The sequence below is a fragment of the Sphaerisporangium rhizosphaerae genome, assembly GCF_042665155.1.
Classification (GTDB): domain Bacteria; phylum Actinomycetota; class Actinomycetes; order Streptosporangiales; family Streptosporangiaceae; genus Sphaerisporangium; species Sphaerisporangium rhizosphaerae.
This window is the reverse complement of sequence record NZ_JBHTCG010000001.1, coordinates 319,710-343,624: the sequence shown is the minus strand read 5'-3', so window position 1 is coordinate 343,624 and position 23,915 is coordinate 319,710. Positions and strand designations below refer to the sequence as shown.

At 72.6% G+C, this 23,915-nt stretch carries 20 protein-coding genes; 12 read left to right on the top strand and 8 right to left on the bottom strand.

What is annotated here, in order from left to right:
- Positions 1-17: 17 nt before the first annotated feature.
- Positions 18-3,308, bottom strand: coding sequence for an AfsR/SARP family transcriptional regulator (locus ACFQSB_RS01440; protein ID WP_380823840.1), 3,291 nt, complete (start codon positions 3,306-3,308; stop codon positions 18-20).
- Between the two features lie 119 nt (positions 3,309-3,427).
- Here ACFQSB_RS01440 and ACFQSB_RS01435 point away from each other — a divergent pair, with 119 nt between their 5' ends.
- From ACFQSB_RS01435 to ACFQSB_RS01420, 4 genes are all read left to right on the top strand, one after another.
- Positions 3,428-3,601 carry a hypothetical protein gene (locus tag ACFQSB_RS01435; protein WP_354835033.1) on the top strand — a complete coding sequence of 58 codons (174 nt, stop codon included), beginning with the start codon at positions 3,428-3,430 and terminating at the stop codon, positions 3,599-3,601.
- 169 nt (positions 3,602-3,770) lie between these two features.
- The gene (locus tag ACFQSB_RS01430) at positions 3,771-4,250 is read left to right on the top strand and encodes a TlpA disulfide reductase family protein (RefSeq protein WP_380824050.1); all 480 of its coding nucleotides are present in this window, start codon (positions 3,771-3,773) and stop codon (positions 4,248-4,250) included.
- Entirely contained in the window at positions 4,247-6,214 is a 1,968-nt protein-coding gene (locus ACFQSB_RS01425; RefSeq protein WP_380823839.1) for an ABC transporter ATP-binding protein, read from the top strand. The genes ACFQSB_RS01430 and ACFQSB_RS01425 overlap by 4 nt, the downstream gene beginning before the upstream one ends.
- Positions 6,211-6,630, top strand: coding sequence for a S26 family signal peptidase (locus ACFQSB_RS01420; protein ID WP_380823838.1), 420 nt, complete (start codon positions 6,211-6,213; stop codon positions 6,628-6,630). The genes ACFQSB_RS01425 and ACFQSB_RS01420 overlap by 4 nt, the downstream gene beginning before the upstream one ends.
- Positions 6,631-7,026: 396 nt before the next feature.
- Here the strand turns inward: ACFQSB_RS01420 and ACFQSB_RS01415 are convergent, their stop codons facing one another.
- The 5 genes from ACFQSB_RS01415 to eccB all read right to left on the bottom strand — a co-directional run bounded on the left by ACFQSB_RS01415 (position 7,027) and on the right by eccB (position 11,232).
- A complete protein-coding gene (locus ACFQSB_RS01415; protein WP_380823837.1) occupies positions 7,027-8,418 on the bottom strand; it encodes a WXG100 family type VII secretion target in 1,392 nt (463 codons plus the stop codon).
- A gap of 25 nt (positions 8,419-8,443) precedes the next feature.
- Positions 8,444-8,830 (bottom strand): substrate-binding domain-containing protein, encoded by a 387-nt coding sequence (locus tag ACFQSB_RS01410; protein ID WP_354915340.1) that lies wholly within the window; start codon positions 8,828-8,830, stop codon positions 8,444-8,446.
- Positions 8,831-8,925: 95 nt separating this feature from the next.
- Positions 8,926-9,240 carry a WXG100 family type VII secretion target gene (locus ACFQSB_RS01405; RefSeq protein ID WP_380823836.1) on the bottom strand — a complete coding sequence of 105 codons (315 nt, stop codon included), beginning with the start codon at positions 9,238-9,240 and terminating at the stop codon, positions 8,926-8,928.
- 30 nt (positions 9,241-9,270) lie between these two features.
- On the bottom strand, positions 9,271-9,600 hold the full coding sequence (locus ACFQSB_RS01400; RefSeq protein WP_380823835.1) for a WXG100 family type VII secretion target: 330 nt from the start codon (positions 9,598-9,600) through the stop codon (positions 9,271-9,273).
- Positions 9,601-9,795: 195 nt separating this feature from the next.
- Entirely contained in the window at positions 9,796-11,232 is a 1,437-nt protein-coding gene (gene eccB / locus ACFQSB_RS01395) for a type VII secretion protein EccB (RefSeq protein WP_380823834.1), read from the bottom strand.
- 197 nt (positions 11,233-11,429) lie between these two features.
- Between eccB and ACFQSB_RS01390 the strand changes: the two genes are divergently transcribed.
- On the top strand, positions 11,430-12,977 hold the full coding sequence (locus ACFQSB_RS01390) for a hypothetical protein (protein WP_380823833.1): 1,548 nt from the start codon (positions 11,430-11,432) through the stop codon (positions 12,975-12,977).
- Positions 12,974-13,729: a hypothetical protein gene (locus tag ACFQSB_RS01385; RefSeq protein WP_380823832.1), complete on the top strand. Its 756-nt coding sequence runs from the start codon at positions 12,974-12,976 to the stop codon at positions 13,727-13,729. Before ACFQSB_RS01390 ends, ACFQSB_RS01385 begins: the two co-directional genes overlap by 4 nt.
- Before the next feature lie 113 nt (positions 13,730-13,842).
- Here the strand turns inward: ACFQSB_RS01385 and ACFQSB_RS01380 are convergent, their stop codons facing one another.
- Positions 13,843-14,283, bottom strand: coding sequence for a YbaB/EbfC family nucleoid-associated protein (locus tag ACFQSB_RS01380; RefSeq protein WP_354835011.1), 441 nt, complete (start codon positions 14,281-14,283; stop codon positions 13,843-13,845).
- Positions 14,284-14,488: 205 nt separating this feature from the next.
- On the opposite strand from ACFQSB_RS01380, the gene ACFQSB_RS01375 reads away from it, so the two are divergent.
- From ACFQSB_RS01375 to ACFQSB_RS01355, 5 genes are all read left to right on the top strand, one after another.
- On the top strand, positions 14,489-14,791 hold the full coding sequence (locus ACFQSB_RS01375; protein WP_354835009.1) for a hypothetical protein: 303 nt from the start codon (positions 14,489-14,491) through the stop codon (positions 14,789-14,791).
- 70 nt (positions 14,792-14,861) lie between these two features.
- Positions 14,862-15,653, top strand: a complete 792-nt coding sequence (locus ACFQSB_RS01370) for a hypothetical protein (protein WP_380823831.1) — start codon at positions 14,862-14,864, stop codon at positions 15,651-15,653.
- 115 nt (positions 15,654-15,768) lie between these two features.
- Positions 15,769-16,170 (top strand): YbaB/EbfC family nucleoid-associated protein, encoded by a 402-nt coding sequence (locus tag ACFQSB_RS01365; RefSeq protein ID WP_354915326.1) that lies wholly within the window; start codon positions 15,769-15,771, stop codon positions 16,168-16,170.
- A gap of 136 nt (positions 16,171-16,306) precedes the next feature.
- Positions 16,307-16,690 carry a hypothetical protein gene (locus ACFQSB_RS01360; protein ID WP_354835003.1) on the top strand — a complete coding sequence of 128 codons (384 nt, stop codon included), beginning with the start codon at positions 16,307-16,309 and terminating at the stop codon, positions 16,688-16,690.
- Positions 16,687-17,619: a WXG100-like domain-containing protein gene (locus ACFQSB_RS01355; RefSeq protein WP_380823830.1), complete on the top strand. Its 933-nt coding sequence runs from the start codon at positions 16,687-16,689 to the stop codon at positions 17,617-17,619. Before ACFQSB_RS01360 ends, ACFQSB_RS01355 begins: the two co-directional genes overlap by 4 nt.
- Positions 17,620-18,129: 510 nt before the next feature.
- Here the strand turns inward: ACFQSB_RS01355 and eccD are convergent.
- Positions 18,130-19,632, bottom strand: a complete 1,503-nt coding sequence (gene eccD / locus ACFQSB_RS01350) for a type VII secretion integral membrane protein EccD (RefSeq protein WP_380823829.1) — start codon at positions 19,630-19,632, stop codon at positions 18,130-18,132.
- Between the two features lie 225 nt (positions 19,633-19,857).
- Between eccD and eccCa the strand changes: the two genes are divergently transcribed.
- On the top strand, positions 19,858-23,844 hold the full coding sequence (gene eccCa, locus ACFQSB_RS01345) for a type VII secretion protein EccCa (protein WP_380823828.1): 3,987 nt from the start codon (positions 19,858-19,860) through the stop codon (positions 23,842-23,844).
- The last annotated feature ends 71 nt before the right edge of the window (positions 23,845-23,915 follow it).

Below are 23,915 nucleotides of genomic sequence, written 5' to 3'. Positions count from 1 at the left end.
GGCGTGGTCGGCGGGGGTCAGAGAGGGGCCTCGATGCTCTCCCAGAGCAGGGCGCTGAGGCGTGCGGCCTCCTTCTCGTCGCCGAGGTCGCGGTACTGCCGGCACGCGGCGATCAGGGTGCGGCGCGCGGCGGGCAGGTCGCCGTTCCTGGTGTAGGCCTCGCTGAGCGCCGCCGTCGTGCGCGCCTTGCCGTAGGCGTGCTGGAGGCGCTCCCAGAGCGCGGCGGCGGCGTGCAGCCGGTCGATGCCCTGATCAGGACGCCCTTCCGCGGTCTCCAGCCGGCCGAGCCCGTGCAGGGCGATCGCGCGGCCGAAGTCGTAGTGGCAGGCGGCGCTGCGGGCCAGGCCGCGTTCCAGCGTCGCGCGGGCGTCGGGATGGCCGTGGTCGGCGTACAGCTGCCCGAGGTGGGCGAGCACCATGGCCTCCAGCAACGGGTCCGCGGAGGCCTGCGCCTTGGCGACGGCGACGCGCAGCTGCTCGCCGCCCTCGGCGAACCGGCCGCACCGCTTGTGGATCACGCCGAGCAGCGCCCGGGCGACGGACTCGTCGCGGGGGCTGGCGAGCCGCCGCGCGATGGCCATGGCCTGCTCGGCATGGGCCCGCGCCTCCTCGAAGCGGCTGCGCTCGTTGTCGATGATGGCGAACTGCTGCAGCACGTGCAATTCGCCGAGGGGATAGCCGCAGGCCCGGGCGATGGCGAGGCTCTCGCGCAGCCGGGACAGGGCCAGGTCGTGGTCGCCGCGCATCCGGTGGGCGTCGCCGCAGAGGTACAGGGCGTCGGCCTCGCCGCGCCGCTCGCCGAGCTCCCGGAAGATCTCCGTGGCGGCGCCGGCCGATTCCAGCTTGTCGCCGGGGGCGGTTCCGGACTTGCCGGAGTGCAGGTCGGCGAGGTTGCGCAGCATGACGGCCTCGCCCAGGCGGTCCCCGGCCCGCCGGCAGGCGGCCAGCGCCAGCCGGTGCGTCCAGGTGCCCTCGGGGGTGTCGCGCAGCTCGTAGAACCCCTGGGCGGCCGCCGCCAGACCCCATGCGTACGGCGTCTCGCCGAGGGCGGCCGCCTGCCGCACCGCGGCGGCGATCGCCCGCCGCTCCGCCTCGAACCAGGTGAACGGATCGCCCACCATGGCCTCGACGCCGTCCGCGCCGTCAGGGCGATGGGCGTGATCCGCGCCGTCGAGGCGATGGACCCCGTGCGCGTGATCCGCGCCGTCGAGGTGATGGGCGCGGTCCGTGCCGTCCGCGCCGTCAGGGTGATCGAGGCGGCGCCCGCCGTCGCCGCCGTCGGGGTCGTCGGCCGCGTCCGGTCGCCAGCGGGACGCGGCCGGGCGTAACTCGGCCACCGTCCGCGCGGGAAGGCGCGAATCGGCCTCCTCGGCGAGCAGCAGCCAGCCGCCCAGTGCGCGCGTCAGTGCCGCGCGCCGGGTGGCGGCGTCGTCCTCGGTCTCGGCCCGGTGGCGGGCGAAGATGCGGATCAGGTCGTGCAGGCGGAAACGCGCCCGCCCGGCCGCGTCGGGGCCGACCTCGTCCACCAGCCGGGCCTCGGCCAGGGCGTACAGCCGGTCCTGCGCGAGCCGCTGCGGGGCGCCGGTCAGCGCGGCGGCGGCCCACTGGGGGAAGTCGGGGGCGTCGAGCAGCCCGAGCAGCCGGAACAACCGGCGGTGCGGCTCGTCCAGGCCCGCGTAGGAGGCGCCGATGGCCGCCTTGACGTCCAGATCACCCGCTTTGAGCCGGTCAAGCCGTGAGGTCTCGTCGCGGAGTTCGGCCGCGAACGCCGAGAGCGGCCAGGACGGGCGGGCCGTCGCGCGGGCGCCCGCGATGCGCACGGCGAGCGGCAGCCGGCCGCACAGCTCGGCGATCTCCAGCGCGGCGGCGGGCTCCCGCTGGACCCGGCCGTCGGTCACGATCTTGGAGAGCAGGTCCATGGCGGCGTCGGGGCCGAGGACGTCCAGGTCGACGAAGGACGCCGACGCGAGGCCCAGCAGCCGTCTGCGGCTGGTCGCCACGACCGCGCAGCCGGCCGACCCCGGCTGGAGCGCCCGGATCTGCGGCTCGGCGTCGGCGTTGTCCACCAGCACCAGGACCCGCCGGCCCGCGAGCAGGCTGCGGTAGAGCAGGACGCGCTCGTCGAGCGGCTCGGGGACCGACGGGCCGGGCACGCCGAGCGAACGCAGGATCTGCCCGAGGACGGTGACGGGCGCGACGTCGCCGGAGAAGTCCGCCCATAACTGGCCGTCGGGGTAGTCGTCCCTGAGCCGGTGCGCCAGGTGCACGGCCAGAGTCGTCTTCCCGACCCCCGCCCGGCCGGAGATCGCGAGGGTCCGCAGCGCCCGGGGGCCGTCCGCGGCCAGCGCCGCCGTCCAGCGTTCGACGAGCTCCTCGCGCCCGGTGAAGTCGGCAGGACAGGCCGGGGTCTGCATCGGAACCCCGGCCCCCTGCGGCCCCTCCCCGCTCACCGGCCCCTCGTCCCGCGGCGCGTCCGCCCCGCGGCCGGCGGGCGCGCCCGGGCGGGGCCGGGCGGTGCCGGGCACCGGCGGCCGTCCAGGGAGGCGGGGCCGTTCGTCGAGCAGGATCTCCTCGTGCGCCCGGCGCAGTTCGGGGCCGGGGCCGACGCCGAGATCCTCCCGCAGCCGCCGCTGGTGGCCGGCGAAGAAGCGCAGCGCCTCCGGACGCCGTCCCGACAGGTGCAGGGCGCGCATGAGCTGGACCGCGAGCCCTTCGCGGAACGGCTGCTCGGCCACCAGGCTCACCAGCTCCTCGACCAGGCCCTCGGCCCGGCCGCCGCGAAGATCGCCCTCGATGCGCCATTCGAGGGCCGTCAGCCGGCGTTCGCCCAGGATGTCGGCGTAGGTGGCCACCGACGAGGTGACCGGCACGTCCTCCATCACCGGGCCCCGCCACAGCGACAGAGCCTGCTCCACCACCTGGTGCGCCCGCCCGAGCTCGCCGCGGGCGCGCAGTCGCCCGGCCTCGTCGCACAGGTCCTCGAAGCAGGCCGCGTCGATGGCCTTGCGCCCGGCGTTGAGCCGGTAGCCGCCGTTGCGGTACTGGATGACCTCGGCGCCGCGGTCGCCGAGCAGCCGCCGGAGCGCGAGGACGTAGCCGCGGACCAGCGTGCGGCACGAGGCCGGGGGCGTGTCGCCCCACAGGTCCTGCACCAGGTGATCCGCCGGAGTATGCCGTCCCGCCCTGACGATCAGGGCGGCGAGCGCCGCCCGGGCCTTGCCGCCGCTCGGGGACGCCCAGCGTTCGCCGTCCCACACCTCCAGCGGCCCAAGGCAGCGAAACCTCATCGGCGCCAAGCGGATCTCCATCCGGACGTGGTCCTTGAACAGAATGTCTACGCCTCTTCTACTCCACCCCTACGGCGGCGCTCAACAATCGCTCGTGACCGTGAATTCGGTTTCGGTCTTCACAGAAGGGGTGAACGATCGTGAGAAAAATCGGTTCCCTGGCCGACCGGCTCCTGGGCGTCATGGTTCCCAAGGGTCGGGCGGAGGCCGCGTCCTGCTGGTACGAGCAGTGCGGCGGCCGGCACTCCCGATACTGCTGCTACTACCCCGACAGCAACGTGGTCATCTGTGACGCCTGCCTCTACCGCCCGTAGGTGTCCGACCCCGTCCTTCTCCGCTGATCCCTGCCCGTAGTCCGAGAATCCGCCTCCGCCGGCCGGGTCCGCCCGGCCGGCGGAACACCTTCAGAGAGGACCGGATGCAGTGCCCTATTTGACCGCGGTCGCGATCGTGCTGAGCATCCTCTGCGGGCTGAATCTTCTGATGACGCTCGCTTTGGTGCGGCGAATAAGGGAACACACGAAAAGGCTTGATGACTTGTCCGGAATGGGGCCCGCCGGACGGTTGCCCGCGCCGGGTTCGCCCATCGGAGATTTCACCGCCGGCACCGTCCACCATGAGCCGGTGTCCCGGGCCATGCTGGACGCCGGCGCGGTCGTCGGATTCTTCTCGCCCGGTTGCGAGCCGTGCCGCGCCGCCCTGCCGGGGTTCCTCGCCCACGCCGGGGCGCTGCGCGGCGGACGGGACCGGGTGCTGGCCGTGGTGGCCGGCGCCGAGGAGTCCGACCCCATGGTCCTCGCGCTCGCCGAGGTGACCCGCGTGGTCGTGGAGGACCACGAAGGACCGGTGGCCTCGGCCTTCGGAGTGCGGGCCTTCCCCACGTTCTGCCTGGTGGGCCCGGAGGCGTCCATCGCGGCGGCGCGCTTCGACCTGTCCGCCCTGACCGCGCCGATCACGGTATGACCGGCGGGGAGCAAGGCGTCCGGTCCCGCGCGCGAGAGCTCGGCGCGGCGCTGCGGCTGAGCTGGGAGGCCGGGCCGCTGCTGCTGACGGGCCACGTGGCCGTCTCCCTGCTCGCCGCGGCCGTCCCCGTCGCGGCCGCCTGGCTGACCAAGATCGTCCTGGACGGGCTCGCCGGCGACCGGTCCGCGGTGCTGCCCGCGGCCGTCGCCCTGGTGACCCTCGGGGCGCTGACGCTCACGCTGCCGCAGACCCGGCGGTACCTGCGCGACGAGCTGAAACGCTCCACCGCCCTGCGGGCGCAGGACCGGCTGTACACGAAGGTCAACGGGTTCACCGGGCTGGCCAGGTTCGAGGACCCGGTCTTCCTGGACCGGCTGCGCATGGCCGACCAGGCCGCCCGCCACACCTCCGGCCAGATCGCCGACGGGGCGCTCGGCATCGCGCAGGGCGCCGTGATGGTGCTCGGATTCGTCGTCTCTCTGGCGGTGATCAGTCCGGTCGCCACCGTGGCCGTCCTGGGCGCCGCCCTGCCCACGCTGATCGCGGAGCTGTCCCTCAGCCGCCGGCGCGCCCAGGTGATGTGGCAGATCAGCCCCATCGAACGCAGAGAGATGTTCTACGGGCGGCTGCTCACCGACGTGCAGGCCGCCAAGGAGATCAGGCTCTTCGGGCTCGGACCCTTCCTGCAGGGGCGGATGAGGACCGAGCGCGTGCGGGCGAACGCGGAGCACCGCAGGCTCGACCGCCGCGAACTGGTCACGCAGTCGGCGCTGAGCCTCGCCGGCGCGGTCGCGGCCGGTCTCGGGCTGATCCTGGCGATCAACGCGGCGCTGAACGGCGACGGCACGGTGGGCGACGTGTCCATGTTCGTGGTCGCGGTGGCCGCCGTGCAGACGGCGGTGGGCTCGCTGGCCGAGCAGGCCGCCTACACCCACCAGGAACTGCTCATGTTCGGCCACTATCTGACCCTGGAGCGGATGGGGCCCGACCTGCCCCGGCCGGCGCGTCCCAGGCCGGCCCCGAGGGGCGGCGACATCGAACTGCGCGACGTATGGTTCCGCTACAGCGACGACCATCCGTGGATCCTGCGCGGCGTGGACCTCACCATCCCGCACGGGTCGTGTGTGGCCCTGGTGGGTCTCAACGGCGCGGGCAAGAGCACGCTGGTGAAGCTGCTGTGCCGCTTCTACGAGCCGACGTCGGGCTCCATCCTCTGGGACGGCGTCGACCTGCGCGACATGGAGCCCGCGGACCTCAGGGAACGGCTGGGCGCGGTCTTCCAGGACTACATGTCCTGGGACTTCACCGCCGCCGAGAACATCGGGCTCGGCGACCTGCCCGCCATGGGGGACAGGGAACGCGTCGTGGCCGCCGCGGGCCGGGCGGGGGTGGACGAGGTCGTGCGCGACCTGCCGCGCGGCTACGACACCATGCTCAGCCGCTCCTTCTTCGGCGAGATGGACAAGGACGACCCCACAACCGGAGTGGTCCTGTCCGGCGGGCAGTGGCAGCGCCTGGCGCTCGCCCGGGCGCTGTTCCGCGAGGGCTGCGAGGTGATGATCCTGGACGAGCCGAGCGCGGGGCTGGACGCCCGGGCCGAGCACGAGATCCACCGGCGGCTGCGGAGCCTCCGGGCCGGCCGCACCAGCCTGCTCATCTCCCACCGGCTCGGCGCGGTGCGCGACGCCGACCTCATCGTGGTGCTGGAAGAGGGCCGGGTCGCCGAACGCGGCACCCACGAGGACCTGATGCTCGCCGGCGGCGCGTACGCCAAGCTCTTCACCCTCCAGGCCGAGGGCTACCGCGACGGGCTCCCCGTCCAGGCGGAGGGTCGTGCGGCGGCTTCGGCGCCCGAGGAACGCCGCGACGCGGCCCTCCTGGAGCTCGGGGAGTACCGCGACGCAGCCCCCGTCCAGCCGGAGGGTCACCACGACGCGGCCGCTCTCACCGGGAGGGAGTCGTGACGGGACTGATCTCGACGGCCGCACTGGTGGCGCTGGCGCTGGCCGCGATGTGGGCGTGGCTGCGGCGCCGCTTCCTGGTGGTGACGATCCACGGCCAGAGCATGGAGCCCACCTACCGGGCGGGCGAGCGCGTGCTGGTCCGCAGGACGCCGCTGTCCGCGGTGCGCCCGGGCCAGGTCGTGGTCATGACGGACCCGGTGCCGCCCGGACAGTGGATCATCAAGCGGGCGGTGGCCGTCCCCGGCGACCCGGTTCCCGAGGTGATGGACGCCTCCGCCGGTTTCGGCGCGCGGGTCCCCGAGGACTGCCTGGTGCTGCTGGGCGACAACCCCGCCGTCAGCGTCGACTCGCGCAGGTTCGGCTACTTCTCCGGCAGGCGGCTGCTGGGAGTGGTGTCGCGCCGCCTGCGGGCCTAGGAGCGCGCCGTGGACCACGCCGTCGTCGCGTGCGGGTCGCTGGTCGGGATCGTCTTCCCGGCGCGGTGCCGGGGGCCCGAGTCGTCTATGTGGTGCTTGGTGGCATATGTGTCAAGCGGGCTTTAAGTGACTTGCAAGCGGCGCGTGGAACCTTGATGCCAGGCGCCCAACGGCTCGGGGCGTCGGCAAGGGGAGGGCCGGTGTACCGGGGAGGGGTTCACGGGACACCGGCAGAGCCGGGGGGACACGTGGCGGCCCTGGCCGGGCGAACGGCCGGGGCACGGCACGCCGAAAAGGGTGCCCCCGCCCACGCTGGGCGGGCGGGGGCACCCTTTTCGACATCTCGACTTCGCATGGTGGGCGGTCGATGGGCCGCCCACCGGGGGGTGAGCGGGGTCAGCAGATGACGGTGGGGGCCACCTGCTGGTTGGTGCACCAGTCGTCTTCGTCGCCGGTGAGCCAGGTGGAGCGCTCGCGCTCCTGGTTCTCGCCGCCCGCGGGGGAGCCGCCCATCGGCATGAGCGGCATGCCGCCCATCCCGCCGGGGCCCGTGCCCACGCCCATGCCGCGCGCCGCGTTCTGGGCGGCTCCGAGCGCGGAGCCCGCCCCGTAGCCGGTGCCGCCGTTCAGTCCGGCGGCGCCGCCGACGCCGTTGACACCCGAGCCGATCGGGACGGACCCCACGCCCGTGGGGCTGGTGAAGGTCGTCCCGTTCACGCCGGTCGGGAGGTTCGTCCCGATTCCGTTGAGCCCCGGGTTGTTCAGCGCCGGGTTGTTGAGCGCGGGGTTGTTGAGGGCGGGATTGTTGAGCGGGTTGTTCAGCGCGGGGTTGGTGCGCGGGTCGAACCCGGCCAGGTTGGTGGTGCGGGGGTCGTTCGGGTTGGTGCCCGCGCCCCCGTTGCCCCCGGCGCCGTTCTGACCGGACGGGTCGTTGATGCCGCCCGGGAGGTTCGTCCCGTTGCCGTTCCCCGTGCCGTTGCCGTTCCCGGTGCCGTTCCCGTTGCCGTTGCCGTTCCCCGAGCCATTCCCGGTGCCGGTGCCTGTCCCGGTCCCGTCACCCGTGCCCGTGCCGTCGCCGGGGATGACGGTCGAGCCGTCGCCGGTGCCGTTCCCCGTGCCGGTCGGGTCGAAGCCGGACCCCGGGTAGGTCGTCGAGTTGGACCCCGGGTACTTGCCGTAGGGACCGCTGCCCCCGTTGTAGGGGTCGGTCCCGTCGTAGTTCACGGGGATGACCGGCGGCGTGATCGCGCCGGTCGGCGACGGGAGCACCGTCGTGACCGTCTCGGGCAGGCTCTGGTACACCGAGGTGATCTTGTTGTTGAGCTCCTCGATGTGCCGGCGGGCCTGCTCGTTCTCCGAGCCGTCCCCGCCGTTGGTCAGCCAGCCGTACCAGTCGTCGTCGAAGCTGAACATGCCGCTCTCGGGCAGGTCCGCCTTGGCCTTGGTGAGCTCTTCGGCGTAGGTGTTGTGGGCCGTGCCGACCTGGCGCGCCCGCTCCGCCACCTCGCGCGCCGAGCCGTGCAGGAGCTGCAGTGCCTTCTGCGCCTCGGCGGAGAAGGAGTCCTGCCAGTCCTTGGACAGCTTGTCGGCGGCCGTCCGGAGATTGGTGACCAGGCCGTCGAGCACCCCTGCGGCCAGGATGTAGGCGTTGCCCGCCTCCGACACCCCGCCGGGGTCGGTGTTGTTCAGCAGCTTCCTGACGTGCTCGACGCTGCCGTAGGAGTCCGCGTCCCCCTGGGGGGCGGCCGTGCCCGCCCGGACCGGCTGGATATCGCTGATGCGCGCCATTTGGACCCATCGCCTCGCTGTTTGACTAGACCAGCTTGACCTGGTCGACCGTACTGGCCGTCTCGGCGTTCTTGAGATTGCCGTACGCCGTCCTGATCGTCTCGATCGCCGCCTCGTACTGGGCGATGAGCTTCTCGTAGCTGGCGGTGACCGCCGTGTGCCCCTGGCCGAGGACGGTGCCGAGCTGCTGCGCCGCGTCCCACTCGCCGAGGTGCGTGGGGGAGACCTTCCCGAACGCCCGAAGATGGGACAGCGAGCCGGACTTGACGCCCTTCAGCTGCTCGACGTCCGTCAGAAGGTCTCTGAGGAGGTTCTCGACGTTGGTGTGGTGGACGTCGGTCTTACCCTTGGCGTCGGTTCCCGGCCAGTCACCGTCGAGGTGAAAATCCTGGTAGCCGTCGTTTCCGGCCATGTTTGCCCCCTAAGCCGTCAGGCCGCCCCGCGGACGCCGGCCGCGTCGCCAGGGCGGTCCGCTCCCGGAGTTACGGATTCGGTCCGCGGCGGCCGTCAACGGCCGTCGAACATCGCGACGTTGGCCTTCTCGGTGAGGTGGAAGTTCTCGTGACCCTGCTGGATGACCGCGCCGAGCTGCTGCAGCAGAGCCGCCATGCGGCCGGAGGCGGCGTCCCACTGCGCCCGCGCGGCCCAGTAAGCGGCGCGCGCGTCGCCCTCCCACTCGCCGAGCAGGCGGTCGAGGTTGCCCTCCAGCTCCTGCAGCGTGCCTTCCATCGCCTGCCACTGGCGGGCGAAGTCCTGGGCGCCGGTGGTCATCGACCCGAAGTTGACCAGCGTGCGGTCGATGTCGTTGTTGATACCAGCCATGATCTTCTCCGTTGTCCGGGGAGGGTGGGGTCAGGCGTTGATGTTGCCGCTGAGCGCGCCACCGATGACACGGTGCGCCGCCGCGGTCTGGTCGACTTCGGTGTTGCGGTAACGCGCCTCCACCTGGTGGAGCTTCACCGCGAGACCCTGGAGCTCGCCGAGCACCTTGGACAGCTCGCCGTTCCACTCGTTGTAGACGGCCTCGAACGCCATGCCCGACTGGCCGCCCCAGCCCGCGCGGAGCTCGGAGACGTGCCCCTGCAGCTGGGTCTGGATGCTGCCGATGAGGCCGTGGGCCGTCTCGGTCTTCTTCGCGGACTCGACGATCTGAGGAAGCTGTGCTGAGGTCTGCTGGCTCACGGATACCTCCAAGGAGTGTGGCCTGGCCGTGAACGCGTGATGGCCCACACTGCGAAACGCATCGTGTGCCCCCGCGATGCTGATCACTCAAACCCTAGGATCAATCACCACAACATGGCCATACGTCACATTGCGAGTCAGTAACGGTTTTTCGTACCAGTGGCTATGGCTGACATCACGGCTTCATGGCCGGGATCACGGCTTCACGGTCGTCGTCTGGGTGATCGGAACCGGTGTCCGGGCCGCCGCGGGGTCCAGCGCGGGCCCTTCGGGGATCAGGTGCCAGATGCCCGCCGGGAGCGGCGCCACCTCCGCGGCGTCGTACCCGAGGTTCGGCAGCAGATCGCCGGAGGACAGGGCGAACTTGCGCCCCTGGTCGGTGACGAGCGCGAAGTTCTGGATCGAGCCGAGCTGGCCCTCGCCCGGGAGCAGCCCGGCCAGCACCGCGCCGCCCGGCGGCAGCAGCACCTGGTCGAAGTGCTCCTGGTCGGCCCCCGCGTTCGGCGGAACCGGGATGCGCATGCGCCCGCCGATCGTCAGCCGCGCGCGGGTGGAGCCCCTGCCGGTGTCGGAGTAGACGGTGCACAGCGGGGACGCCGGATCGGGCGTCGCGACCTTCGGCATCGTCGCGGGCATTCCGGTCACGGCCATCGACGTCCTGGACTGCGGGAAGGCGTTCGCCCTGGCCGCGTCCACCTCGATCGGCCGCACCGGCAGCCGGCCGTAGGCCGCCTTGCTCGCCGGATCCTGCAGCAGCAGGGTGGCCTGCGTCTGGGAGATGGTCGCGAGGCCGTCGCCGAGCAGCACGTACCAGCGGACCTCGCCGCCCGCCATCGCCGGCACGGTGTAGACCCGGCCCACGGCGGAGGCGCGGCCGTCCGGGCCGCGCAGCCGGTGCCCCAGACCGGCGATGCGAGGGCCGCGGAAGTCAGGGCCGATGGGCAGGGCGTTGAGCCAGGTCGCCGGGATCTGACGAGGCGCGGCGGCCGACAGCGCGCGCGCTCCGGCGTCGGAGACCCGCATGCGGCGGTCGGCGAGGATGACCCAGGACTGCTGGCCGTCGTCGGCGATCATGGCCTCGGAGCCGAACGGCCGGCCCCCGACGTCCATGCCGCCCACCAGCGAGACGTACGGCCGGCGCGTGCCGCCCGGGTCCACGGTCTCGGCCACGCACGCCGACCAGGGGCCGCGCACCAGCTTCTCGCGCGCGGGCAGCGACTCCGGCGCGCCGGGGATGCCCACCAGGGTGCCGCGGGTGAAGCCGGCGAGCGACGCCGACGACACCGTGCGCACCGTCACCTGCGGGGTGTCGAGGATCAGGCGGGCCGAGGTGTAGTTGGCGACCGGGATGAGCCGGGCCTCCTGCTGGCTGTAGACGAAGGTGGCTCCGGTCTCCTGTTCGACGATCAGCGTGCCGGGCGCGGTCAGCGAGGTGGCGCCGCCGGGCTTGAGCAGGCCGTAGATGCCGAAGCAGGCCGCCACGAGCACCGCCACCAGCACACCGCAGAACATGGCGACGTTGTGCCTGCGCATGGGCGACTCGGGGATGTCCGGCTCGCCCTGCAGCAGGGCCATGCCCAGGCGCTGCATCATCAGCCGGTGGGCCTGGTAAAGATCACGACGGGTCTGCATGCCACCTCAGCCTTGCCTGGCGGGTCGTCGCCGACAGCATAGAAGCGCGCCCGCGAACCGGGATGCTCGTGTCGAGATGGATATGTGCCGTGCTATGACCGGCTGAGCGCTTTCTGTACGGTCCGGCGGGCACTGGGTTAGTCTGCCGTCTCACAGGCTGATCAAGACCCTGGCGGCCGGAGACGGGGGGACGCAAGGTGAGCGAGCAACGCGGTTTCGACGCCCTGCTGAACGCGGGAGGCCCATCCTCGGCCGCGCCGGGTGGCGCCGGCGAGGCGATGCAGGGCGGCTCGGTCGCGGGCGGGCCGTACACGGTCTCGGGCGGCGGGCCCGGGGACGGGCAGAGCGGCGGGTCCGACGGCTCCGCCTTCGTCCACCAGAACTTCGCCGGGCCGGGAGGGCAGGACGCCCAGGGCGGCGCCGGGCAGCCGTTCACCTCGGGTGACCCGATGGGCGCGAACCCCATCTCCACGGGCGACCCCGGTCAGCCGTTCAGCGTGAATTCCATGGGCAACGGCGACCCGGGTCAGCCGTTCAGCGTGAACTCCATAGGCGGCGGCGATCCGGGTCAGCCGTTCAGCGTGAATCCGGTGGGGCCGGGGGACCCCGGCCAGTTGTTCTCACCGGGGCAGCCGTTCGGCGCCGATCCGGTGGGCGGTGGTGACCCCGGTCAGCCGTTCAGCGTGAACCCGGTGGGGTCAGGCGACCCGGGACAGCCGTTCTCGCCCGGTAACCCCTTCGGCGCCGATCCGGTGGGCACGGGCGATCCCGGTCAGCCGTTCAGCGTGAACCCGCTGGGGAGCGGTGACCCCGGTCAGCCGTTCAGTGTGAACCCGATCGGTACGGGTGACCCCGGTCAGCCGTTCTCGCCGGGGAACCCGTTCACCGCCGATCCGGTGGGAACCGGGGATCCCGTGGGAACCGGTGATCCAGGGCAGCCGTTCACGGTGGACCCGATCGGCACGGGTGACCCTGGTCAGCCGTTCTCGCCCGGCGATCCGACCACCTCGGTGCCGCTCGACCCGGTCAACACCGGCCCCGGCGACCCCACCAACTCCCTCCCGGGCATCCCGCCGATCCCCGACCAGGGAATTCCCGGCCTGCCCAACGTGAACGATCCCGTCGGTCAGAACCCGGGCGACCCCAACGGGCAGGACCCGGGCATCCCGGCCATCCCGAACGTGCCGGTGGGGCAGAACCCGAGCCTCACCGACCCCCTCGGGACCGGAACGGGGCCGGCGGGCGACCCCACCGGCGGTCTGAACCTGCCCGGAGGGCCGGGCGGCGGCCCCGGAGGCAACGGCACGGGCGGCGGCGGCATGCCGCAGATCCCCGGCCTGCCGGACACCGGGGGTGGCGGTGGCTTTCCCCGCATGCCCAACACAACCGGGAACGGATACACAGGCACGGCCCCCGCCAATGCGTCGCAGACGCGCAAGGTGAAGCACCAGGCGGTCATCGACCTCGGCAAGAACATCGAAAGGGACGTCGGCGGCCGCGCGGACGAGGTCAAGCGCAAGCCGCAGGACAACCACATCGGCTGGATGGACTGCGGCATGGTCGGTATGCCCATCTCCGGCAAGCACGGCGAGATGGCCCACACCTCGGTGACCTACATCGAGACGGTCCGCAAGCAGATGGAACTCTGGCGGGACGACCTGAAGCTGTCCGGTGACCGGTGGCGGCTCCAGGAGGAGGACATGGCCGCGCAGGCCGAGGCGCTCAAAAAGGGGATGAACCAATGAGCTACGAGGGCTGGGAGTACGGGTACGTCGCCGGAGTCGCCGGCGCCCTGCTCTACTGTGTGGTGAACCCGGTCCGCGGGCAGATGATCGGCCTGGCCATCGGCGGGGTGGCCTCCAAGCCGAGCAGCCTGCACGGCGCGGGCGACAAGTGGGCCGAGACGGGCAACGGCATCCAGAACATGAGCAACGACCTCAGCAAGCACGTGAAGGACGTGCCCCCGGAGCACTGGACCGCCGAGGACTACAGCGCCGTCCAGGGCGCCGCGCGCCTCATGACCACCAACTTCACCGACGCCAAGAGCGCGCACGACGACGCCGCGAAGATCATGCACGGCATGGGGAAGCTCTCCTTCTACGGCGCGCTGGCGTCGGGCACGGCGGGAGCGGTGCTCACGGCGCTGACGATCTACACGCTGGCCACGCGCGGCATCCCGGGCGTCAACGTGGCGACGCAGGCGTCGTCGGAGGTGGCGGCGACCGGCACGCAGGCGGTCATCACCAGGCTGGTCTCCAAGTACGGCATGGCCGCGACCGCCGGCATGGTGGCGTTCTCGATGGTCACGAGCAAGCAGGCGCAGCTCGAGGGCCAGATCGCGGCCATGAACGCGCAGAAGGACGGCGCCAAGCAGGTGCGCATCCCGCTGACCAACCTCTCCGACGTCGGGACGACGGGATACACCGGGACGGGCTACACCGGGCAGAACGGCGCCAACCCCAACGGCACCGGGCTGCCGCCCACCACCAGTATCTGACCTTCGGCCGATGACGCCGGTGCTCCCGGCGTCATCGAACGGCGTCACGGCCGAGGCGGCGTCCGGGCGACCGCCGGCGGGGCGCCGATCGCGGGTGCGCGGCCGCCCGGCCGTCACTGCAGGCGGCGGCGGATCTGGTCCAGGTCGGCCATGACCTCTTCGAACGTGCGGTCGTAGGCGGCCTCGGCCTGCTTGACCTGCGCGAGCGCGGCCTCGGGGTCGCGCAGGAGCCGCATGGGGTTGTCCTCCGCGCCGAACAGCTCTTCCATCAACTCGTTGGTCTGGCGCTCCAGGTCACGCCCGGCGTCGTGGACCACCGTCTTGATGAGCGCGGCCAGGTCGGCGGAGGGCAGGCGCATCGCGCGCGGGTTGAGTTCGAGCTCCTGCAGCCCCTGTCCGGTGTACTCGACGGTCACGTGGCCGTCCTTGTCCGTGGCGCGGCCGACCAGCTCGGCGGTGCGCCGCTGGAGCTCCTCTACCTGGGCGAGCTGCCGCTGCGCCCCGGTCAGCAGCTTGTCGATGTCGATGCTCGCGAAGTCGCCGAACTCGGTCACGTGCCCTCCATCCTTCCTCGCCCGTACCGGCATGGCCCGGCCCGAGGCACCCTACAGCCGCCGCCGTCCCGTCGTGGGGGCGTGAACAGTGATCATCGTCGATGTTTCCATCGTCTACGACTGGATGAACAAATGTGACAGGGCGCCCGATTGATCCAGAACTGCTGATAGACATCATCCGCGACATTCGGATCATGGAGGCGGCATGGTGCAGGAAAGGTACGTCACCTCGGAGGCGATCCAGAGCATCATCAACGAGATCAACGAAGACGTGATCCCGGCCATCAAGGAATGGCGCGCGATGGTGGACAGCACCGAGATCGGCTTCCCCGGCTGGGGGGCGCTCGGCGAGGTGGTGATCGGCCTGCGCTACGACCACCTCCAGGACGACGTGCGCGCCAAGCTCTCCGAGGCGGTCTCCGTCCTTGAGACCTGGACCCACCAACTGGACACCGCGCGGAGCAACTGGCGTACCGCCGAGGAGCGCTCCACAGCCGTGTACGTGTGACACCAGCCGTCCACGTGTGACGACAGCCGTCCATGTGTGACAACCGAGCGACGCGAAGGAGCTCCGCACCATGCCCGCTGGGTCGTACGCGCCGTCCTTCAGGCTCGCGGGCGGCAGCGCGCTCTCGGTCCTGAACGATCTGCGCAAGGCCGCCCTGTTGTCCCGGCCGCTGGTCGTGGGCAGCGCCATCGCCGCCACCGCGGTCGCGAACGTGCCCGGCATGGCCGACGCCTACAACAACTGGGAGTCGATCCACTCCCGCCTGGACACGGCGATCAAGAGCTACATCCGCAACCTCGGCGACAAGGGCAAGGACGGCTGGATCGCCCTGGACCACGACGCGTACGTGGACGCCGTCGAGCGCTTCCAGGAGGCCATGGAGAGCCTGCGCGGGTACGTGAAGAACATCGCGGGCATCGTGGACGAACTGGGTGACGCCTACCGGGCCTACTGGGTGTCCCTGGGCCGGGTCGTGGTGGTGCTCGGCGCGGCCCTGCCGATCGCCGCCGCGATGCTCGCGACGCCGTACGCGGCCGCCGGGTACGCACGGCTGGAGGCGTTGGGGGCCATGGCCACCAGCACCATCGCGATGGCGACCAGCCTGCTGGCCAAGGTGGTCTCCTCGGTGGCGGGCGGCATGTCGGTGTACTTCGCCGGCAAGGCGCTGGCCCAGATGTTCAACCTGGAGCCCACGGGAGCCGCGAAGATCGACTTCAGGAAGGCGGTCATCGACACCCACGGCCTGCCGCCGTTCCAGCAGCCGCCGGCGGCGCCCGCCGGGCAGCCGGCGCAGCTGCCCCCCTCCGCCGGGTTCGAGTGGCGCGAGCCCAAGCAGAACCGGCCCGAGCCCTACCACCCCTGACCCGTCGCCCCCCACCCGGACCGCACCACCCCGAGCAGTACCCGCACCCCGCACCACCCCCCCGCCGTACCTCCGAGCCCCCAAGGGTTCGCGAACCCAGCGAAGGAGCTGTGCCGTGTTCCGACCGGACGACTTCCGGCTCGAGGACCTCGAACGCGTCACGCGGCAGAGCGAGGAGGCCGTCCAGCGCCTCAGCGGCGTGTTCGGCGAGCTGCGGGCCGTCAAGGGCGAGGGCGCGGCGGCCGGCGGGCTGGTCGCGGCCGTGGTGGACGGCGGCGGCCAGATCGTGGAGGTGACACTGGACCCCCGCGTCATGCGGCTGGACAGCGCCTCGATCGCGCAGGCCGTGACCGAAGCGGTGCGCGGCGCCCAGGCCGACGCGCACCGCAAGAACGCCGAACTGCTGCGCGAGGCCACCGGAGGCGAGCCGCCTTCCCTGGACCCGGCCGACGTCGACACCTGGCTACGAGACGTGGCCAACGCCATGGGCGCCCCCTGGCCCGACGACCACGCCTGAGTTTGCCCCTTGACCGATAGGTTGGGGGTGTATTGTCGATCATGTCGGTTGGTGCGACTCGAACATGTGTGCCATTCGGTCGGTAGTGTTGGACCGGCGGCGCGTGGCTGGCCGCCCATCACGACACGGGGGCGTCATGTCGCATCAACCTCTCGAAGACCCGGTGCCGGGGCCGCCCGGAGGGCCGGGGCAGGTGCTGGACGTGTCCCCGTCGGGGCTCGGGGACATCGGCAGGCTCTTCGGCGGCCAGGGTGAGGACATCGCCGGCGCGGTCCGCGAGGCGACGCGCCGGCTGATGGACATCGGCGACTTCTGGGGCCGCGACGACGCCGGGCGCGCCTTCCACGACGGCGGGGACGGCAAGGCCGGGTACGGCGCCCGCGCCGCCGACCTGGAGCACGAGCTGCACGCGCTGGCCACGGTCTACGCCGTCATCGGCGACAGGCTGGTCCTGATGGGAAGGAACGTCGCCGTCGCCGACTGGGCCTCGGTCGCCCGCCTGCTGGAGGGCGACAGGTGAGCCCGTCCCGCTGGATGCTCTATCCCGCCGGCGGGGCGGGCATCGTCGGGTTCGTCGCCTGGACGATCCTGTCCGAGTGGCCCGAAGGGGACCCGGACGGGGCGCGGGAGGCGGCCACGGTGTGGCGTTCGCTCGCCGGCAAGATCGATGCCAACACCACCGTGACCGGCGGTCTGGCCCAGAGGGTGTGGACGCAGCACCCGAGCCAGGGGTCGGAGGCCTTCCGCGCGTTCTGGACCCAGGCCGGGACGGTCAAGACGCCGGGCGGCGTCGCGGCCGTCCCACCGGCGATGTCGGCCTACTGCCGCCGCATGGCCGAGGCGTGCGAGGGGTACGCCGAGGCGCTGGAGAAGACGCGCGACGCCCTGCGGGTGATGGCGCTGACCAGTTACGCCCAGCTCATGCTCGCCGCCTCCTGGCCGTGGGTCGGCGCGCAGGCGGCGGCGTTGTCGCGGTGGCTGATCGACCGGCTGTACAAGAAGGTCCAGGCGCAGGTCCTGCTGAAGCTCCTGGAGCACGCGATCATGAAGGTCGCCGTCGAGAAGCTCGTGGGGTACTCCGTCGGCAGCGCCGTCTTCGCGCTCGGAGACGAGGCGCTGGCGCTCGGCGCGCGGGCGGCCTTCGGCCAGGATCTCGGCTCCTTCTCCGACAACTCCATGGCCACGCTGAAGGACTTCGCCGCCTGCCTGGCCTTCTTCGGCGTGTGGGACCTCACCAAGCTGGGGCCGATGGGCAAGGTGTTCCGGAACAACGACGCGGGCGACTTCGCCTCCTTCTACGTCGGGTCGAGCGCCTACACCGTCGCCTACAACCTGGAGGACGGCAAGTCGGGCGCCGGCGTGCTGCCGACGCCGAGCCAGCTGATCGCCAAGCTGCTCATCGGCACCTCGCAGCGCGGCAAGGACCCCGGCTATTCGGCCGCCCCCTAGCCGGCGCGCTGTCCGTGACCGTTCACCGGCTCGGGCGCCGTAGCAGGCGCCGGCATCGCCGTACCACGACCCGCCGACCCGGCGCCGATCACTGCGGCACGTGGCCGGGGATGGAGAGCCGCGCCCGGTGAACGTACGTGGTCACCGCACTGACCGGGCGGCCGCTCGCGCCGTAGCGGGGCCGGAATGCCCCCCGCGTGGTGGGGGTCGGGGTGCGGCTCGCGCCGTAGCGGGGCCGGAATGCCCCCCGCGTGGTGGGGGTCGGGGTGCGGCTCGTGCCGTGGTGGGGCCGGATTCTGCCCGCCGTGTGGTGGGGGTCGGGGTGCGGCTCGTGCCGTGGTGGGGCCGGATTCTGCCCGCCGTGTGGTGGGGGTCGGGGTGCGGCTCGTGCCGTGGTGGGGCCGGATTCTGCCCGCCGTGTGGTGGGGGTCGGGGTGCGGCTCGTGCTGTAGTGGGGCCGGCACCTTCCCGCGCCGGTGTGGGCGGCCGGTGTTCCGGCCGGCGGCAGGGTCAGCCGGCCAGGCCGCGGATCCAGGTGTAGACGTCGAGGACGCCCAGGGCCAGTGGGAACAGCGCGGTGATCAGGGCGAACTCCAGCATGTCGCCGGCCCTGCCCCAGAAGGGGGTGGGGCGGCGCTGCGGGAGGAACAGGCCCATGCCGGCGGCGACCGCGGCCACGCCCAGCAGGCCGGGGACGACGAGCAGGGCGGTGCCCGGTCTGGTGAGCGCGGCCCCCACCAGGACGGTGAGCAGCCCGGCGGCGCCGGTGCCGGTCAGCCACACGCGCTGGCCGACGCCGTGGAAGACGCGGGCGCGGAGCATCAGCGCCAGGGCGAGCACGACCAGCATGGCCCTGCCCGTCCAGCCGCCGGTGCCGAGCAGCAGGAGCTCGGCGCTCAGCGCGACCAGGGCGACGCCCGCGGCGAGGCCGGTGGCGAACCGTTCGGCCTCCACGGCGCGGCGCTTGACGTCCGGGCCGTCCAGTTCCTGGTTGTCGGCGCGCAGTTCCTCGGCGTTCTTCGGCGCGGCGGGCAGGGGGAGCCGGGCCAGGCGGAAGGACAGGGTGGGGATCAGCGGCGTGCAGGCCAGCACGATGGCGACCAGCAGCGCGGCCACGCCGGGGGCGGGCGGATGCCAGACCATGACGATGGCGGCGCCGGCGGCGCCGGCCATCGAGGCGACCATGACGCCGAAGAAGTTGGGCAGCCCTTCGGCGATCGCCCAGCCCGCGACGGTGGCCGTCAGCGCGGTCATGGCGAAGGCCGCGAGCAGGTTGGGCGCGCCGAACCACAGCATGCCGACGTCCTTGGCGGGGGCGAGCAGCCCGGCCAGGAAGGCGTACGGCAGGGCGGTGTACCCGATGACCGCGCCGGCCGCGCTGTCGCCGAGGGCGCGGGACAGCGCGGCGCCCGCCCCGACGAGCAGGAAGGCCAGCAGGCCCGTGACGACCGTCGGGAGCGTCCAGGGAGGCCCCGACACGGTGAGCGCGAGGGCGCCGGAGACGAGGAAGGCGACGGCGACGCCGAGGCCGGTGGCGCGCGTGTGCCGCGGCAGCCATCGCCCCGACCGTTCCTTGATGCCGGTGGCGATGGTGTCGGCCACGTCGTCGAAGACGGCCTCGGGCAGCTCGGACGGGCGGGGCAGCAGGTAGAGGACCTCGCCGTCGCGCACGCCGAGGGCGGTCATGCTGGCGTCCAGCGGAAGGGCCCGGCCGCCGACCCGCTGGATCACCCATCCGGTGGTCGACAGCACGCTCTCGTCGCCGTTCTCGCCGACGACGCCCAGCAGGTTGGGCAGGACGTGCGCGAGGGGCAGGTCGGAGGGGATGGCGAGGTCGATCCGTTTGCGCGGCGTCACGATCGTGACGCGGGTCATCGCGACGGCCGATCCCGGCGCCCGCAGGACGGCCGGCTTGGGCTGGCCGTTCATGACGTCCAGGGCGCCGGGCGTCCCAGGCCCGCCGGGGCCGCCCGGGACGCGCAGGGGAGGGCCGCCCGTCGGGTTGAGCGTCACACCGACTCCATTGAGATCACGCGAATACCGTATCGGGCTGCCATGCGGCGCGAGGGCGGACATATGCATGTTTTGCGGGATGCGCCAGGTTTGCCGGTCGGGGGCGGCCCGGTGATCGGAGTTCGCTACCGTTGGCTCCGGTACGACCCATCCCTGCCCTCACGGGGCGCGCGGCCCTCCGGTACGCCGGCTCCCCGGGGCAGGTCCATCCGAACATGGAGCGACGTGGGCATAGTCGTCATCCGGCGACCCGAGCGCCGTCCGCCTCCGGCACCGCCGCGAGGCGAGATCCTGCTGGAGTCGCCGCCGGAGATCCCCGAGACCATGTCCGGCGGGTTCATGCAGATCCTCACCTTCCTGCCGATGGCCGCCGGCGGCGCCGCCATGGCGCTGATGTTCACCGGGGGCGGCGGCGGGAGCCCCATCATGTACGTCGCCAGCGGCATGTTCGCCCTGTCCATGGTGGGCATGAGCATGAGCCAGCTCGGCCGCGCCTCCGGCGAGCGCAAGATGCGGCTGAACGGCCTGCGGCGCGACTACTTCCGCTACCTGTCGCAGACCCGCGCCAAGGTGCGCAGGGCCGTGCGCCAGCAGCGCGAGGCGCTCGACTGGAACGGCCCCGAGCCCGGCACGCTGTGGGCGGTCGCCATGGGACCGCGCCTGTGGGAGCGGCGGCCCCGCGACGGCGACTTCGCCGCCGTCCGGGTCGGCACCGGCACCCAGCGCCTCGCGGTGCAGCTCATCGCGCCGGACGCCAAGCCGGTGGAGGACCTCGACGCCATGTCGGCCGGGGCGCTGCGCCGCTTCATCAGGGCCCACTCCACCGTGGACGACCTGCCGATCGCGATGGCGCTGCACTCCTTCGCCCGCATCCTGCCCGCCGGCGACCCCGCCGCCGTCCGCGACCTGGTGCGCTCGCTGATCGCGCAGCTCGCGGTGTTCCACTCCCCGGACGACATGCGGGTGGCCGTGTGCGCCAGCAAGGAGTGGATGGCCCAGTGGGAGTGGGTCAAGTGGCTGCCGCACGCCCTGCACCCGGAGGAGTTCGACGCCGCGGGGCCGGTCAGGCTCATGGCCGACGACCTGCGCGAGCTCGACCGGCTGCTCGGCGGCGAGCTGAAGGACCGCGGCCGGTTCAAGCAGGGCCTGTCGCCGGAGTCGCTGCCCTACCACGTGGTGATCGTCGACGGCGGGCACATCCCGCAGGACTCCCAGCTCGGCGCGGACGCCATCCAGGGCGTCACCGTCATCGACCTGAGCGGCTCCACCTCGCTGGTCGAGGAGGGGGTCACCCTGCGCCTTGAGGTGCTGGCCGACCGCTTCAACCGCGTCCAGCTCGACCACGCGGGCAAGGAGATCGTCACCGGGCTCGGCCGCCCCGACCGGCTGTCGTTCCTGCAGGCCGACGGGCTGGCCCGCCAGCTCGCGCCGCTGCGCGTCTCCACGGCCAAGAGCGGCGACAGCCAGGACGTCCTGTCCTCCAACATGACCCTCGCCGACCTGCTCGGCGTGGCCGACCCGCGCCGGCTGGACATCGCGACGCTGTGGCGGCCCCGGGCGCCCCGCAACCGCTTCCGGGTGCCGATCGGGCTCGGCGCCGACGGCCGCATGGTCGAGCTGGACATCAAGGAGTCGGCCCAGGGCGGCATGGGGCCGCACGGGCTGGTCATCGGCGCGACCGGCTCGGGCAAGAGCGAACTGGTGCGCACCCTGGTGCTCGGGCTGGCCTCGACCCACTCCTCCGAGATCCTCAACTTCGTCCTGGTCGACTTCAAGGGCGGCGCCACCTTCCTCGGCATGGAGTCGCTGCCGCACGTCTCCGCGGTGATCACCAACCTGGAGGACGAGCTTCCGCTGGTCGACCGCATGTACGACGCCCTGCACGGCGAGATGGTGCGCCGCCAGGAACTGCTGCGCTCGGCGGGCAACTACGCCTCCCTGCGCGACTACGAGCGCGCCAGGGAACAGGGCGTCGACCTGCGGCCGCTGCCCACGCTGTTCGTCGTGCTGGACGAGTTCAGCGAGCTGCTCTCGGCCAAGCCCGACTTCATCGACCTGTTCGTCATGATCGGCCGGCTCGGCCGTTCGCTCGGCGTGCACCTGCTGCTCGCCTCGCAGCGGCTGGAGGAGGGCCGGCTGCGCGGCCTGGACACCCACCTGTCCTACCGCATCGGCCTGCGCACCTTCTCGGCCATGGAGAGCCGGGTCGTGCTGGGCGTCGCCGACGCCTACGAGCTGCCCTCGGCGCCGGGCAACGGGTACCTGAAGTTCGACACCACCGGCATGACCCGCTTCAAGGCCGCCTACGTGTCCGGCCCCTACGCCGAGGAGGCGCGCCAGGAGCGGCGCGGCGCCGCCGAGCAGCGGCAGGTGGTGCTGTACGGCCCGGCCTACATCCCGCCGCCCGTCGCCCCCGCGCAGCCCGAGCCCGAGCCGGAGCCCTCCGTCGTCGGCAGGGACAGCCTGCTGGACATCATGGTCCGCCAGTTCGACGGGTACGGGCCGCCGGCGCACCGCATCTGGCTGCCGCCGCTGGCCGAGCCGCTGACGCTGAGCCACCTGCTCCCGCCGCTGAGCATCACCCCCGACTACGGCCTGACCACCGCCGGATGGGCCGGCCGCGGCAGGCTGCGCGCCGTGCTCGGCATCGTGGACCGGCCGTTCGAGCAGCGGCGCGACCCGCTCGCCGTCGACCTGGCCGGCGCGGCCGGCCACCTGGCCGTCGTCGGCTCGCCGCAGAGCGGCAAGAGCACGATCCTGCGCACGCTGATCGCCGGGCTGTCGCTCACCCACACCCCGCGCGAGGTGCAGTTCTACTGCCTGGACTTCGGCGGCGGCACGCTGGGCTCGCTGGAGGGGCTGCCGCACGTGGGCGGCGTCGCCAACCGCCTCGACGGCGACCGGGTGCGCCGCACCGTCGCCGAGGTCACCGGCCTGCTGCAACAGCGCGAGCGCGAGTTCGCCGAGCGGGGCATCGACTCGATCGCCACCTACCGGCGCCAGATCGCCGAGGGCCAGATCGCCGACAACGAGTTCGGCGATGTGTTCCTCGTCGTGGACGGCTGGCTCACCGTGCGGCAGGAGTTCGACTCGCTGGAGCCGACCATCACCGACCTGGCCGCCCGGGGCCTCGGCTACGGCATCCACATCGTCGCCGCCACCAACAAGTGGTCGGAGTTCCGGCCCGGCATCCGCGACCTGTTCGGCTCCCGGCTGGAGCTCAAGCTCGGCGACGCCTACGAGTCGGAGGTCAACCGCAAGACCGCGCTCGCGGTGCCCGAGGGGGTGCCCGGCCGCGGCCTGACCCGCGACGGCCTGCACTTCCTCAGCGCGCTGCCGCGCATCGACGGCGTGCGTACGGCCGACGACCTGACCGTGGGCGTCCGCGCCCTGGTGGACGGCGTCCGGGAGGCCTGGCGCGGCCGGCCGGCCCCGCGCGTGCGGCTGCTGCCGTCGGTGCTGCCGGTGGAGGCGCTGCCGAGCGTCGAGGAGACCGGGGCGCGCATCCCCCTCGGCATCGACGAGGCCACGCTGTCGCCGGTGCTGGCGGAGTTCGACGTCGACCCGCACCTGACGGTGATCGGCGACACCGAGAGCGGCAAGTCCAACCTGCTGCGGCTGGTCGCCGAGGGCATCGTCGCCCGGCACGCCCCCGCCGGGGCGCGGCTCATCGTCATCGACTACCGCCGCTCGCTGCTGGACGCCGCCTACACCGAGCACCGCATCGGGTACGCGGCCTCCAGCACCACGGCCGCCGACATGGTCGCCGAGGCGCGCGAGGCGCTGGTCAAGCGGCTGCCGCCCGCCGACCTCACCCCCGACCAGCTCCGCGCGCGCAACTGGTGGAAGGGCGCCGACCTGTACTTCGTCGTGGACGACTACGACCTGGTGGCCACCGGCGCCAACCCGCTCGCGCCGCTGCTGGACCTGCTGCCGCAGGCCAGGGACATCGGCCTGCACCTGGTGCTGTCCCGCGCGATGGGCGGGGCGGGGCGCGGCATGTTCGACCCGGTCATGCAGCGCCTGAAGGACATGGCGAGCCCGGCGGTGATCCTGTCGGGCGACAAGGACGAGGGCGTGCTGTTCGGCGTGCGCCCGCACCCGCTGCCGCCGGGCCGCGCCTACTACGTGGACCGCCGGTACGGCTCCCGGCTGATCCAGACCGCCTTCCTGCCGCCGTCCGCGCCGACGACGCCGACGACGAGGGAATGACCTTTTCGGGGTGATTCATGGCCCATGATCGCCCTAGCCGGATATGATCGCTCGTTGGCGGTTCCGGGCGC